We start from the raw sequence: 13,239 nt of genomic DNA, 5'->3' as shown, positions 1-13,239 counted from the left end.
CGCATATGGGCTTGCGCAACCGGACTATCTTGTCCACCCACAGCCGCCTTCCGACCAGGGTTCGAGATCGCATGAAACTGCAGCCGTACCGGCATCTGCGCCGACGCCCGGAATCCACCGCGTGGTGGCTGCTGGTCGCCATGGTGCTGGTTGCCCTGCAGCCCTTCATCGCCATCCATTTCCGCGATGACGGCTGGGAGGACGAACCCGGCTTTCGCATACGCGCGGTCAGTGCCACCGTGCAGTTCGAGCCCGACGAGCGGCCCGGTCACGTGGCCAGCCCCGAGACCACGGTGTTCGTGCCGTCGGGCGCCAGCATCGACCAGCCCGATGCATTCCACGACGGGCTGGCCGGCCTGATGGCACTGGTCCTGGCCTTGCTGCCGTTGATCGTGCCCCTGCCCGTGCCTCGGCCGCCTGCCTCGCGCGGGCCGCTCGAGCGTCTGCATGCGCGTTGCCGGGCGCCTCCGCCCACCGCCATATGGCGCAGCCTTCCGCCCAAGACCGCACCCCCCGCATCGACCTGAGCAGCGACTTCGCCATGCGACGTCGACCCTGCTGCGCGCGCTCGCGCAGCGATCTTGTTCAGTGTCGAAAGGTTCTATCGTGAATTCATCTTCAAGCCGCGCGCGCGTCCATGGCGCCATCGGCATCCTGCTTCTTGCCGGCGCGGCGTCCGTTGCGCCGCCGGCCATGGCCGCCCCCGAGGAAATCCAGGTCTATCTCGACGACATGAGTGCCCCGGGGCAATTCGGTGTCGATGTGCACAACAACTACGTCTTCTCCGGCGCGTCCACGCCGGGCTATGCTGGCGAACAGCCGCCGCGGCATGTCTACCGCCTCACGCCCGAGTTCTACTACGGCGTCAGCGACACGCTGGAGCTCGGGCTCTACGTGCTCTCCAGCCGCGCCCCCAATGCCGATCCCAAGGTAGACGGCGCCAAGGTCCGAATCAAATACATCGCACCGCACGACAAGACGCAGGGGATGTTCTGGGGCGCGAACCTGGAGATCGGCAAGACCAGCCTGCGCGTGTCTCCCACCGCATGGAACGCCGAGCTCAAGGGCATTCTTGGATACCGCACCGGCCCCTGGACGCTGGCGCTGAATCCCAACATCGACTGGAGCCTGTCGCGGCACGGCGGGCCCGTCACGCTCGACGTGGACGCCAAGATCGCCTATGCCCTGAACGACAAGACCCAGATCGGCGTGGAGACCTACAACGAACTCGGTCCGCTGTCACATCTCGATCCGCTGCGCAAGAACAGCAAGACGCTGTTCGTGGCGCTGGACCACGAATTCGATCGCTTCGACGTGAACGTCGGCATCGGCAAGGGCCTGACCAGCGAGGCCGACCGCTGGCTGCTGAAGTTCATCGTCGGTACGCACTTTTGAAGGCGCTCGACATGGCCTGGAAAAATTCAACCTCCCGCTACGGCACCACCGTCATCGCCCTGCATTGGGTGATGTTGCTGCTGCTCGCCGCCGTCTATGCCTGCATGGAACTGCGCGGGCTCGCGCCCAGGGGCAGCGATCTGCGCAGCGCATTGAAACCCCTGCATTTTCTGCTCGGCCTGAGTGTGCTGGCGCTGGTGGCCGCGCGACTCGCCGTGCGCTGGAGCGCGGGCGCGGCGCCCGAGATCGTGCCGGCACCGCCGGCATGGCAGCACAGGCTGTCGCAGCTCATGCACCTGGCGCTGTACGCCTTCATGATCGCCACACCCTTGCTGGGCTGGCTCACGCTCAGCGCCGAGGGCAAGCCCATCGTGCTGTTCGGCCTGTCCGTTCCTTCGCTGCTGGGGGCGAACGAAGCCCTGTCGGAGCAACTCAAGGACGTGCACGAGACCCTGGCCACGGCCGGCTACTTCCTCATCGGGCTGCATGCCGCCGCGGCGCTGGCCCATCACTACCTCACCCACGACAACACGCTCGTTCGCATGCTGCCCGGGCGCTCTTCACGCTGACTGCCAATTTCCCATGAAATCATTCCACTACCGCGCGCACGCCGAGCGCCACCGCACCGAACACATCGGCTGGCTGCGCGCCGCCGTGCTGGGCGCCAACGACGGCATCATCTCCACGGCCAGCCTTGTCGTGGGCGTCACCGCCGCCCACGCCAGCCACGAGGCCATCCTGACGACCGCCATTGCAGGGCTGGTCGCGGGCGCGATGTCGATGGCCGCCGGCGAGTTCGTGTCGGTGCATTCGCAGGCCGACACCGAGAAAGCCGACCTCGAGCGCGAGCGCGTCGAACTTGCCACGGAGCCGGATGCGGAGCATCGCGAACTCACGGCGATCTACGTGCGCCGCGGTCTCGAGTTCAAGCTCGCGCAGCAGGTCGCCGCGCAGCTCATGGCCCACGACGCACTCGGCGCGCACGCGCGTGACGAACTCGGCATCTCGGAAACACTGAGCGCACGGCCGTTGCAGGCCGCGCTGGCGTCGGCAGGGAGTTTTTCCGTGGGGGCGGCGCTGCCACTTGTCGTGGTCGCATGTGCGCCTTCCGACGCGCTCCTTCCCTGGACCGTGTGCACCGCGATCGCATTCCTCGCTTTGCTGGGGGCTGTCGCAGCCAGGATCGGGGGCACGCCGATCGCGCGAAGCGTCTGGCGCGTGGCCTTCTGGGGCACGCTGGCCATGGGAATCACGGCCGGGGTGGGAGCCCTGTTCGGCGTGCAGGCGTGAGCCTCGCTGCTTCGCGGCCGACGTGTCGGACGGCCGGCTCCGCGTGTGCGCCGCGCCCATTCGAATGCATCCAACGGGCAGCCGCCAGCACGCCGGCCAGGCACAGGCCGAGCACGAGCCCCGCGGCGATGTCCAGCGGAAAGTGCACACCGACGTAGACACGCGACCAACCGGTGAAGGCTGCCAAGACAACGAGCGCCCATCCGGCGCGGCGCAGTTCATCGCGCATCAGGAAGGCTGCCGCGATGAAGAACATCACCGTGGCATGAGTGCTCGGCAGGGAACCGCTCGCGTCGTGGGTGATGTAGCCCGGCACCAGCCCCTGGACGAAAGGCCTCTGGAAGTTCAAGACTGACGCCAGCGTGTGCGACAGCAGCGATGCCGCGGCCGCACTCGCGATCACGACGAGGAGATAGGCCCGCTCGGACGGCTTCTTCCATCCCGCCCATAGAAGGATCGCCGCGCTGGCAGGACCGCCCCAGAGTGCCATCGTGCGCCCGGCAAGAAGCGCCCACGAGCCTGGATCTTCGCCAGCGGCGATCCACTGCAGCAGCGCGATGTTGAGCGCGCTCACGATGCACCCCGCATCGTCGCTTTGCCTGCGCGCTCAGTCAGCCCGCCAATCGAACAGGCGAACGCATACGGGGCGCTCGTGGAGCACCATGAAATCGAAGTCATGTGAACCTTTCGGCCAGGAACAAGAGGGCCGGCTGCGCGAGCGCGCAACCGGGCATGACGTCAGGCGACGTCGCTTGTCAGGCCGTCAGGGGCGGGGCAGTGGGAGGCGGTTGAGTCCGCCAGAGCACAGCCGCAGGGGGAGCCCCTCCGGTGTACGGCACGCGCTCGCACATGGCGCGGGCCACAGGCAAGAGGAGCCGCATCAGCACCACCGCCAGGGGCAGCACCAGGAGCACGAGAGCCATCAGCGCTTCGATGCCGTGCTGGAATGCATCCGGCGTGTCGACATGCGCGCCGGCCGGAACGTACAGCGTCGTCTCGAGTTCCTTCCTGTGGTCCGCCCGGTCATCGGGCGAGAACAACGCCATGGCTTCCACATTGCGCACGCGAAAGCCTGGCTCGTCTTCCCAGCCGTCCTGGCGGAAGTGCGTGAAAAGGAACGGCTGCAACATCGAAAGCGCCACGCCGGCGAAGCACCACCACAGGCAATGCGTTGCGGCGAGGCGACGAAGGCGGACGATGTTCACATAAAAAATTCTATCTGCCGCTAGTTGTTTCTGGCTGACCGTGCCAGTCAGCTTTGCTTCGAAATGGAGCAAATCCCGCGCGCAGAGGTGCTGGCTTGATCGTCGTCAATGCCACCCTGCATTCACGGCATGAACATCAGCCCACCGTCCATCCACCGAGCCGCTTGCGGGGCACGCATGAATTACAAGACCATCCTCGTTCACCTGGATCACTCGCTCCGAAGTCCCGCGCGCGCCGCCCTGGCCGCCCGTTGGGCACGGGCACACGAGAGTCATCTTGTCGGGCTCGTGCCGTCGGGTCTGTACGACGGCATCATTCCCGCCGGTGCCATCGCCACCGGCATGACCGACTACATCGCCGAATCGAGCGACTATCTGCGCCGGCGCGCCGAGGCGATCGCGCGGGAGTTCAGGACGGACATCGCCAGATCGGGGCCGCAGTCGTACGAGGTGCGGATGGTCGACGACGTGGCGGCCGATGCCGTGGTGCGGTATGGGCGCGCGAGCGACCTCGTCGTGCTCGGTCAGGGCGACGACTCGAACAGGGGCGACACCACGACCCGCAGGCTCGTCGATGACGTGCTGATGGAGGTGGGGCGGCCGGTGCTGGTCGTGCCTTCTGCTGGTGTCTTCGAGGGGCGCCCGAAGACCATCGTCGCGGCCTGGGACGGCTCGCGTGAATCCGCCGTCGCGCTTCGGGCCGCGTTGCCGGCGCTGCGCCAGGCGGCGCGCGTCACCCTCATTTCGCTGCGCCACCCGAATGACGAAGACAACACGCAACGTCTGCTGCTGCCGGACATGATCCAGTTCCTGCTGCGCCACGGCGTGCAGGCGCATGCCGAATCCGAGGTGACCGAGATCGACATTGCCGATGCGCTCCTGTCGCGGCTTTCGGACCTGGGCGCCGACCTGCTCGTGATGGGCGGCTACAGCCATTCGCGCCTGCGCGAGCGGGTGCTGGGCGGCGTGACGCGGCAGATCCTCGCGCAGATGACCGTGCCGGTCCTGATGGCGCATTGAGCAACCCGACGTGGGCCTGCCGGCGCAGTTGTAGCGAGAATTCGCGCCATGGACACCACGCTGGTCGATGCGCTGCGGGAAACGCTCCGGCAGGAAACCGGCGAGCCGGTCTCGCTCGTGGAGACGCACATCTCCTGGGTGCTGCTGACTGCGACGCTGGCCTTCAAGCTCAAGAAGCCGGTGCGCCTGCCTTTCCTGGACTTCGGCAGCGTCGAGGCCCGCAAGCATTTCTGCGAGGAGGAGCTTCGCCTGAACCGGCGCTTCGCCCCCTCGCTGTACATCGATGTGGCGCCGGTCTGCGGCACGCACACGTCGCCGCGGATCGGGGGCGACGGCACGCCGATCGACCACGTGGTCCGGATGCGGCGTTTTCCCGAATCGTCGCTGTTGCGCAACCTGCTGATGGCCGAACGGTTCCAGCCCGAATGGCTCGACGGTTTCGCCGAGCGGCTTGCCGGGTTGCATGAGACCGCACAACGGATGGCGCCGGTGTCGGGCTTCGGCAGCCCCGAGCTGATCGCCCGCGCGGCCACGGATGTCCTGGACGCGCTGCAGGCGCGCGGCGACGACGCTCGCCTCGTGGCGCTGCGCGCGTGGATCGGCGAGCAGGCGCAGGCGTTGCGCATGGCCTGGATCGCGCGGCAGCAGAGCGGTGCGGTGCGGGAATGCCACGGCGACCTGCACACGGCCAATGTCGTCCTCGTCGACGGCGCGCTCACGCCCTTCGACTGCATCGAGTTCGACCCGGCATTGCGAAGCATCGACGTCATGAGCGACATCGCCTTCCTCACCATGGACCTGCAGGCCCACGGGCGCGCCGATCTCGCGTATCGCTTCCTGGACGCATGGCTGCAGCACGGCGGTGACTACCGGGGCCTGCAGGTGCTGCGCTTCTACGAGGTCTATCGGGCGCTGGTGCGTGCCATGGCCTGCGGCCTCGGTCCCGGCGGCGACGATCGGAAGGGCCGCCCCGACTACCTGGGGTGCGCGGCGCAACTGGCCGCATGCCCGCCGGGGGATGCCCGGCTGCTGATCACGCACGGTTTCTCGGGCTCGGGCAAATCCAGCGTCGCCCTGCAACTGCTATGCGCCACGGGTGCCGTGCGCGTGCGCTCGGACGTGGAGCGCAAGCGCCTGCACGGGCTGGCGCCGCTGGCGCGCTCCGCCGAACTCGGGCTCGACATCTACGGCGCGCAAGCGACCCGGCGGACCTTCGACAGGCTGCACGCCTGCGCGCGCGATGCGCTGCTGGCGGGCTACCCGGTGATCGTCGATGCAGCTTTTCTTCGCCGTGCGGAGCGGCGCAGCTTCGAGAACCTGGCCGCCGAGCTGCACGTACCCTTCGCGATCCTGGATTGCCGCGCCGCACACGCCACGCTGCACCGCCGCGTGGCCGAGCGCGATGCGGCCCGCTCGGACGCCTCGGAAGCCGGCCTGGCGGTGCTGCAACGCCAGCTGGAAAGCCACGAGGCGCTCGAGCCCGGGGAACACGCGCTGGCCATCGAAGTCTCCACGGAAGACACCATCGACATTGCGCAGGTCGCGGCACGCTGGCGCTCCGTAGCTCGCTGACGAAGGATCACTGGCTGGCAAGCATCCCGCTCGGCAGCGTGAAGTGCTCGGACTCTGCCTTGGCGCTTTCGGGCGCACGGACCAGCAACACCGGCACCGGCGACATGCGCAGGATGTGTTCAGCGCTGCTGCCCATGACCCAGCGGCCGATTCCGCGCCGACCGTGCGTGCCGATCACGATCAGTTCGGCCTTCGACGACACCGCTTCGGCGATCACCTGGTCGTGCACGGCCCCCTTGAAGCTGTCGAGCAGCACGGCGTCGGCCGTGACACCTGCAGCGGCGGCTTCGGCGCGCGCGTCCTCGAGCAGCTTCCTGGCATCCCTGCGCAATTCCTCGAGCCAGTTGCCGGCATAGCCGGAATAGGCATCCATGGCCAGTGCGAACGACAGCTCGTCGATGACGTGTACCAGTCGCAGGCGTCCGCCGGTGAGCTTCGCCAGGCGGATGGCTTCGGCCAGACCCCGGGCCGACGTGGAACTGCCGTCGATGGGAACAAGAATTTGCTGGTACATGGCAAGACTCCGATGAGCTGAATGGATCGGCCCAGTATCCGGACGAAGTGGCCGCGCCGATTGACATTGATCAAGCGCGAAGCCCGCCATTGGCCTGTCTTTGATCTGGAGCAACCCTGCGCACTGCCGAAGGCGCGACCCTTCGGGCATGCACAGGAAGCCCCCATGATCCACGCCACCACCCGCATCATTCGCCAGGAGCATGCCGCGCTCGCGGCCATGCTTCGCTCCATCGTCATGCTGCTCGAGCAGCACCGCAAGAAGGGCACACTGCCCGATTTCGCGGCACTGCGCGCCATGCTCTTCTACGTCGACGAGTTTCCCGAGAAGCGGCATCACCGCAAGGAAACCGACCTGCTGTTCCCGAAGCTGCGCGCCAGGACGCCGATGTCGCGTGAGCTGATGGACCGGCTCGACAGCGACCATGCCTGGGGCGAGCGCAGGATCCGCAACGTCGAACACGCGCTGCTGGCGTTCGAGATGCTGGGCGAGCCGCGGCGCGAGGCCTTCGAAAACGCGGTCAACGACTATGTGGACTTCTACCTGAACCATATGGCCCTGGAGGAGCGAGAGATACTGCCCCTGGCCGAACGCGTGCTGACCGAGAGCGACTGGCGCGACCTGGACGAGGCCTTCTCGCAGAACCGGGACCCGCTGACCGGGCACGTGGCGGATCTCGAATACAACGCGCTTTTCACGCGCATCGTGAACATCGTGCCGGCGCCCATCGGCCTTGGCCCGGAGCTTTAGGGCCTTTTCACGTCCGCTCGTCGTTGCAAATCCCATATCCAGGTGATTGATGTTCAGGCGCGGGACGTTCATGATCGCCCGCATGTACCTGAATCCCCTGACGGCCGGCCTGCCGGCTGCGGAGCGCGAGGCGCTCATCAAGTGCAGCGAACTTCGCGAATACAAGCGCAACGACACATTGCTGGACGCGGGTGAATCGACCGACCAGATCTACTACGTTGCAAGTGGTCTGCTGCGGGTCGTCACCCCGGCACGCGACCAAGGCACCGAGGTGACGACCGAGTTCGTCGCGCGCCGGGACTTCTTCTTCGATCTGTCGATCCGCGAAGACTGCTACCAGTCGAAGCACAAGCTGGTCGCCGCGCTTCCGTCGGCGGTCTACTTCGTGCCGATAGCCGCGATGCGCGACGTCTGCGCACGGCACCCTGAGGTTGTCTTCGGTCTGCTGGGGCTGGCAATGAAGCGCACGAGCATGTTGCGCACCCAGATGCGCCGCATCTCCTCGCTGCCGCCCGAAGCCGTGGTGCACCGGGTCCTGCACCAGCTGACGGATCTGGCGCCTTCCTCCAGCACCGGCGGCTTCGACAAGCGGATTTCGCAGGCCGTGATCGCGTCCTACGCAGGCCTCTCCAGAGAGGTGGTCAACAAGACCATGCGCGACATGGAGAGCCGAGGCCTCGTGCGCCGGGACAACGAGGCGGTCTACGTGACCGGCGAGGCGGCGGTGACCGACTTCGGCGTGTTGATGGACGGGACAACCCTGGCATCGTCCGCGCCGCCATCGGGCAGCCACAAGCACTAGGCGAATCGCCACTCGGGCCAAGGGCCAGGGCGTCCAGTCGTCATCGCCGAGCCTGCGGGGTGCGCTCGCCCCGCGCCTTGACCAGCATCAAGGCGGCACGGGCAAGTGTCCCTACGCTGTGGACAACACGCCCTTGCAATCCACCGGAGCAGAACATGCCGACCAGAGTCGTCGATTTCTCCGCCCGGTCCGAAGTCATTCGGGCCGAACCTTTCAACGCGCATTTCTGGGCTTGCACGCCTGCCGAGTTCCGCGCCTACCTGGGACGGCCGCGCGAATTCCTGCGCAGGATAGGCATCGTGGTGCCGCACGAATGCCGCATCGAGACGACCATCGAGAACCACGACTGGCTCGAGGACGAGGCCCCCGATTTCGAGAACGACAGCGAGAGCAAGAACGACACGGTGATCTGCAACCTGGGCTGCGGCGGCGCCAACCGCTCGGTGTACCGGGTGGTGAGCTACGCGCGCGACGAAGCAGCGACCGGGAACGTCAAGAAGTCTTTGCTACATGGCGTCGGACAGCAGCAGGTCGCGCAAGAAGAGCGCTCGCCTGACGGAAAGAAGAAGGAAAAGAAGACAAAGAACGGAAAGAAGGCAAAGGACCGCCGCAAGGGCGATCACGAATGAGGGCGGCCTTGTGCCCTCAAGTCCGATGCCGTGCCTCGGCCGCCGTCTGGCATGCAGTGCAGCGGATGGCGATGGGCTGCGCGAGCAGCCGTGTGCGCGGAATCTCCGTGCCGCAGTCCTCGCAGATGCCGTAGCGTCCGTCCTCCATGCGCCCAAGCGCCCGCTCGATCTCTTCGAGCCTGGTGTAGTCGATCTCCACCTCGGCCATGTACACGTCGGCGGCACGCTCCGCTTCGGCCTCGTCGGCATGGGTCTTCACTTCGTGCGCGTCCTCGACGGGCATGAGGTGCGCCGAAGGCGCCGAGGCGCGGAGTTCTTCGAGCACCTGCTGCTTCAGCAGGTCGAGTTGCTGGCGAATGGCGAGGCGATCGCTTGCGTTCAGATGTCTCATGGTGTGTCCTTGCAAAAAGTGAAGAGATGACTGCCGAGGTTCCGCGGGTGCCGGGTCAGGGGCGTTCGCGCGATGCCGGCATGCGCACCGCCAGGTAGGCGAGCCGCCGGTCACGCAGCACCAGCAGTGCGACCATGCTTCCGGCAGGCTGCTGCGACAGGCCTTGCCTGAAATCTTCCAGGCGATGGAGCTTCACGGTGTTCAGTGCCACGATCACGTCGCCCCCGCGAATGCCTTCGCTGCGCGCAACGCCGTCTGCTTCCCGCACGATCAGGCCGCTGTCTATGTGCAACTGCAGCCGCTGCGCAGGCGAAAGATCGCCCAGGCTCAGGCCCAGTCCGTCGTTCCACTCGGGGCGCGCGCTCGTGAGGGATGTCTCGGGTGCCCCGGGCTGCGCCGCCAGGGACACCTGGAGCAGGCGGCTCGTGCCGTGGCGCCATACCTCCAGCTGCATGCGGCTGCCGGGTTTGCGTTGCGCGATCTGCTGCGGCAGATCGATGACATGCGCGAGAGGCTTGCCGTCGAACACCAGCACCGCATCTCCCTGCGCCAGGCCCGACGCGTCGGCGGGGCTGCCTTTCTCGACCCGCACCACCAGGGCGCCGGTGGTCGCCGGCAGGCCGAAGGACTGGGCCAGCGCGGGCGTCACCTCCTGGAACTCGGCGCCCAGGTAGGCACGGCGCACCGCGCCATGCGCGCGCAACTGCTGCGCGACCTGCATCGCCAGGTTGATCGGCACCGCGAAGGACAGGCCCATGTAGCCGCCGCTGCCGCTGTAGATCATCGAGTTGATGCCCACCACTTCGCCCCGGCTGTTGAGCAGCGGGCTGCCCGAGCTGCCCGGATTGATGGCGACATCGGTCTGGATGAAGGGAATCTCGCCTGCGCCGCCCATGACGCGTCCCACAGCGCTGACGACACCGGCCGTGACACTGCCGTGGAAGCCGAAGGGCGAGCTGATCGCGGCGACCCAGTCGCCAGCGGCCAGCGACGCGGAGTCCCCGATGACGGCCACGGGCAGCGCGTGTGCATCGATCTTCAGGAGCCCGACGTCGGTGCGCTTGTCGACACCGACCACCTTCGCCGTGAAGCGGCGCCCGTCATCCAGCTGGACCTGCGCCTCGTCGATGTTCGCGACCACGTGGGCGCTCGTGAGGATCAGTCCGTCACTGTCGATGATCAGGCCCGAGGCGAGGTCGCGGATCTGGCTGATCCGGGCGCTCGTCGGCAGCGGCCAGGCCAGGCGATCGGCGAAGTCGCGCTCCGGGGCGATCTCGAGTTCGATGTCTTCCGAGCTTTCGTCGCGCCCGACGCGCAGCGTGCTGATGTCGACCACCCAGGCGCTGCGGCTGGCCACGAGGGACGCGAAATCGCGAGCGACCGGCGGGCTTGAAGAGCTGGCGGGGCTTGCCGCGATCGCCGTCGCCGCATGGGGTTGCGCCACGGTCGGCCCGGTCGCGCAGGCACTCAGAAGACAGCCGCACGCCAGCAGGGCCGCCATGCGGATGGCGCCGGGAGAGCGCATGGGTCAGACCGCCTGTGGCGACAAGTTGGCGGGACGCACCACGGCGCGCGAATCTTCCGCGCTCTGCACCGCGGTGCCGAATGCCTGCAGCCGGGCGGCACAACTGCCGTCGTCGACCTCGTGCATGGTGAATGCGGCACTCAGGATGGGAACCCGGCCAAGCCGCTTGCCGACTTCGGCCACGGCGTTGGGAGCGCCGCGTCCGCCCATGACGGAGATCATTGCCAAGTCGGGCAGGCGAGCGCCCTTGCGGTCGACGAAGGTGCGCATCGGGCCGGCCAGCCGCTGGCCCCAGATCGGCGAGATCAGCACCACGGCCTTGTAGTCGCCGGGCGGCGGCCCGTCGTAGCGGATGGCGGGCAGCCGCCGGAAGAACGAGTCCATCAGGCAGCGCCAGTTGCCGAGTGCGCCGCTTCGCGGGTGCAGGTCGTGAATCTCGGCCATCTCCCAGCCCTGCTGGCTGCAAAGAAGCTGGGCGAGACGGCGGCTAGTGCCGGTGTAGGAATAGACGATCACAAGGACGTTGTTCATGCTGGCCTCTGCTGCATTCATGGAGGTCAATTTAGGCGGCGCGGCCCGTGGCCGGCTTGATGTGGCGCAAGGCGGTGCGAAGGCGTCGCGGCGACCATCCGGCCATCGGGAATGTCCCCGTCGAAAGAACCGCCATGAAGATCCCGCCTGCCCTCGATGGTGGCGACCGCGCGAAGCGCAAGTCGGCCGGCCGCGCCGTCGCAATCGTGTTGGGCGTGCTGGCGCTGCTCGGGCCTCATGTTTCCTGGTCGCAGGACCAGGCGTGCGCGCAGCGGACCCAGCCGTCGCCGCAGGGCGTGGACTTCGCCGCCGCGGCGGCTCGCCAGGCACCGGCCGTCGTCGGCGTGACCGTCCTCGGGCAGCGCGACGACTGGCCGACCATCGACACTTCAGCGCATGTGTCGGCACCGTTCGAACAGGCCGCGGGGCGTGGCCTGGCCTCGGGGTTCATCTTCAGCCGCGACGGCTATGTCCTGACCAGTGCGCATGCCGTCCTCGGCGCCCAGCAGGTTGTCGTGTCCACGGCCGACAGGCATCGGTTCGATGCCGTGATCGTGGGCCTCGACCGGCGCACCGATATCGCACTGCTCAAGATACCGGGCGGCAACCTACCGACGGTTGCCCTGGACCGGACAGGCAAGCTGTGCCCGGGCGAATGGGTCGCCGCGATGGGCGCCCCCTTCGGATTCGAACGCAGCGTGACAGCGGGCGTGGTCAGCGCGAATCCGCGCTACATGCCCGGCGGCGGCGGCGTGCCGCTCATACAGACGGACGTCGCGCTCAACCCGGGCAACTCAGGCGGTCCGCTGTTCGACGAACGAGGCGAGGTCGTGGGAATGAATTCGATGATCTACGCCGTCGGCGGCAGCTACATCGGCCTGTCGTTCAGCCTCCCGATCGATACCGTCATGCGCATCGCCGAAGAGCTTCGCGCGACGGGGAAGGTCACGAGGGGGCAGATCGGCGCCAGGACGCAGCCGCTCACGGACGAGCTCGCCCCGGCCTTCGGACTGGCGGCGGCGACAGGGGCCCTGATCGTGCGTGTCGATGCAGGAAGCCCGGCGGAGATCGCGGGCCTTCGTAGCGGGGACGTGATTCTTTCCGTCGACGCGGCGCAGGCGATGCCCTATGAAGACATCCAGAACCGCGTGTCCTCGGCCCGCCCTGGCAGCCGGCTGGCATTGAGCGTCTGGCGCCACAGGTCCGCGCTGCCGATGCAGGTGGCGGTGGCACAAGGCGTGGCGGATGCCGTGCCACAGGTCACGCGGCGAACCGACATGCACGAGGTCCGGTTCGGCCTCGAACTCGCGGAGCGCAAGGGTCCGCTGGGCGTCGGGTTGCTCGACCCCGGGCTCTACGTCAAGTCCGTCTCGGGCTCGGCGCAACGGGCGGGGCTGAGGTTCGGCGACATGGTGCTCGCGGTCAACGACGTGAGCGTCTCGGGCCAGGCCGATTTCGATGCGGCGATCAAATCCATCGGCGACGACGAGACCGTCGCATTGCTCATCATGCGCGGCAACGCCCGAGGCTTCGTGCCCATCGCACCGCGCAGGCCGGGCGCCGTGTCGACGGCCCGCCGGCCCGACGCGGCCGCGGCGGCCAACTGAGAACCGGC

Annotated in this window: 16 protein-coding genes; 10 read left to right on the top strand and 6 right to left on the bottom strand. The window is 67.5% G+C overall.

What is annotated here, in order from left to right; genetic code table 11:
* Positions 1–71 precede the first annotated feature (71 nt).
* The 4 genes from ACWV14_RS35655 to ACWV14_RS35640 all read left to right on the top strand — a co-directional run bounded on the left by ACWV14_RS35655 (position 72) and on the right by ACWV14_RS35640 (position 2,685).
* A complete protein-coding gene (locus ACWV14_RS35655; RefSeq protein ID WP_454908545.1) occupies positions 72–527 on the top strand; it encodes a hypothetical protein in 456 nt (151 codons plus the stop codon).
* A 79-nt stretch (positions 528–606) separates the two neighbouring features.
* The gene (locus ACWV14_RS35650) at positions 607–1,395 is read left to right on the top strand and encodes a hypothetical protein (RefSeq protein WP_454908544.1); all 789 of its coding nucleotides are present in this window, start codon (positions 607–609) and stop codon (positions 1,393–1,395) included.
* Positions 1,396–1,406: 11 nt separating this feature from the next.
* Entirely contained in the window at positions 1,407–1,964 is a 558-nt protein-coding gene (locus ACWV14_RS35645; protein WP_454908543.1) for a cytochrome b, read from the top strand.
* 13 nt (positions 1,965–1,977) lie between these two features.
* Positions 1,978–2,685 carry a VIT1/CCC1 transporter family protein gene (locus tag ACWV14_RS35640; RefSeq protein ID WP_454908542.1) on the top strand — a complete coding sequence of 236 codons (708 nt, stop codon included), beginning with the start codon at positions 1,978–1,980 and terminating at the stop codon, positions 2,683–2,685.
* On the opposite strand, the gene ACWV14_RS35635 is transcribed toward ACWV14_RS35640, so the two are convergent.
* Complete coding sequence (locus ACWV14_RS35635; protein WP_454908541.1) at positions 2,645–3,259, bottom strand: phosphatase PAP2 family protein; 615 nt, start codon at positions 3,257–3,259, stop codon at positions 2,645–2,647. The genes ACWV14_RS35640 and ACWV14_RS35635 overlap by 41 nt on opposite strands.
* A gap of 181 nt (positions 3,260–3,440) precedes the next feature.
* On the bottom strand, positions 3,441–3,962 hold the full coding sequence (locus ACWV14_RS35630) for a hypothetical protein (RefSeq protein ID WP_454908540.1): 522 nt from the start codon (positions 3,960–3,962) through the stop codon (positions 3,441–3,443).
* Positions 3,963–4,067: 105 nt separating this feature from the next.
* Between ACWV14_RS35630 and ACWV14_RS35625 the strand changes: the two genes are divergently transcribed.
* Positions 4,068–4,910 carry a universal stress protein gene (locus tag ACWV14_RS35625; protein ID WP_454908539.1) on the top strand — a complete coding sequence of 281 codons (843 nt, stop codon included), beginning with the start codon at positions 4,068–4,070 and terminating at the stop codon, positions 4,908–4,910.
* Positions 4,911–4,958: 48 nt separating this feature from the next.
* Positions 4,959–6,482: a bifunctional aminoglycoside phosphotransferase/ATP-binding protein gene (locus ACWV14_RS35620; RefSeq protein WP_454908538.1), complete on the top strand. Its 1,524-nt coding sequence runs from the start codon at positions 4,959–4,961 to the stop codon at positions 6,480–6,482.
* Between the two features lie 7 nt (positions 6,483–6,489).
* On the opposite strand, the gene ACWV14_RS35615 is transcribed toward ACWV14_RS35620, so the two are convergent.
* Positions 6,490–6,996: a universal stress protein gene (locus ACWV14_RS35615; RefSeq protein ID WP_454908537.1), complete on the bottom strand. Its 507-nt coding sequence runs from the start codon at positions 6,994–6,996 to the stop codon at positions 6,490–6,492.
* A 165-nt stretch (positions 6,997–7,161) separates the two neighbouring features.
* Here ACWV14_RS35615 and ACWV14_RS35610 point away from each other — a divergent pair, with 165 nt between their 5' ends.
* From ACWV14_RS35610 to ACWV14_RS35600, 3 genes are all read left to right on the top strand, one after another.
* On the top strand, positions 7,162–7,746 hold the full coding sequence (locus ACWV14_RS35610) for a hemerythrin domain-containing protein (protein WP_454908536.1): 585 nt from the start codon (positions 7,162–7,164) through the stop codon (positions 7,744–7,746).
* Between the two features lie 70 nt (positions 7,747–7,816).
* Positions 7,817–8,548: a Crp/Fnr family transcriptional regulator gene (locus ACWV14_RS35605; protein ID WP_455342542.1), complete on the top strand. Its 732-nt coding sequence runs from the start codon at positions 7,817–7,819 to the stop codon at positions 8,546–8,548.
* A 155-nt stretch (positions 8,549–8,703) separates the two neighbouring features.
* On the top strand, positions 8,704–9,177 hold the full coding sequence (locus ACWV14_RS35600) for a hypothetical protein (protein ID WP_454908534.1): 474 nt from the start codon (positions 8,704–8,706) through the stop codon (positions 9,175–9,177).
* A 16-nt stretch (positions 9,178–9,193) separates the two neighbouring features.
* Here the strand turns inward: ACWV14_RS35600 and ACWV14_RS35595 are convergent, their stop codons facing one another.
* The 3 genes from ACWV14_RS35595 to ACWV14_RS35585 are packed head-to-tail and all read right to left on the bottom strand — an operon-like array spanning position 9,194 to position 11,624.
* On the bottom strand, positions 9,194–9,568 hold the full coding sequence (locus tag ACWV14_RS35595) for a TraR/DksA family transcriptional regulator (RefSeq protein WP_454908533.1): 375 nt from the start codon (positions 9,566–9,568) through the stop codon (positions 9,194–9,196).
* Between the two features lie 55 nt (positions 9,569–9,623).
* On the bottom strand, positions 9,624–11,093 hold the full coding sequence (locus ACWV14_RS35590; RefSeq protein ID WP_454908532.1) for a trypsin-like peptidase domain-containing protein: 1,470 nt from the start codon (positions 11,091–11,093) through the stop codon (positions 9,624–9,626).
* A 3-nt stretch (positions 11,094–11,096) separates the two neighbouring features.
* Positions 11,097–11,624 (bottom strand): flavodoxin family protein, encoded by a 528-nt coding sequence (locus tag ACWV14_RS35585; RefSeq protein WP_454908531.1) that lies wholly within the window; start codon positions 11,622–11,624, stop codon positions 11,097–11,099.
* Between the two features lie 134 nt (positions 11,625–11,758).
* Between ACWV14_RS35585 and ACWV14_RS35580 the strand changes: the two genes are divergently transcribed.
* Positions 11,759–13,231: a trypsin-like peptidase domain-containing protein gene (locus tag ACWV14_RS35580; protein ID WP_454908530.1), complete on the top strand. Its 1,473-nt coding sequence runs from the start codon at positions 11,759–11,761 to the stop codon at positions 13,229–13,231.
* The last annotated feature ends 8 nt before the right edge of the window (positions 13,232–13,239 follow it).

Source organism: Variovorax durovernensis (assembly GCF_977011995.1).
The sequence above is the reverse complement of the archived record's forward strand: the minus strand, read 5'-3'. Positions and strand labels throughout refer to the sequence as shown.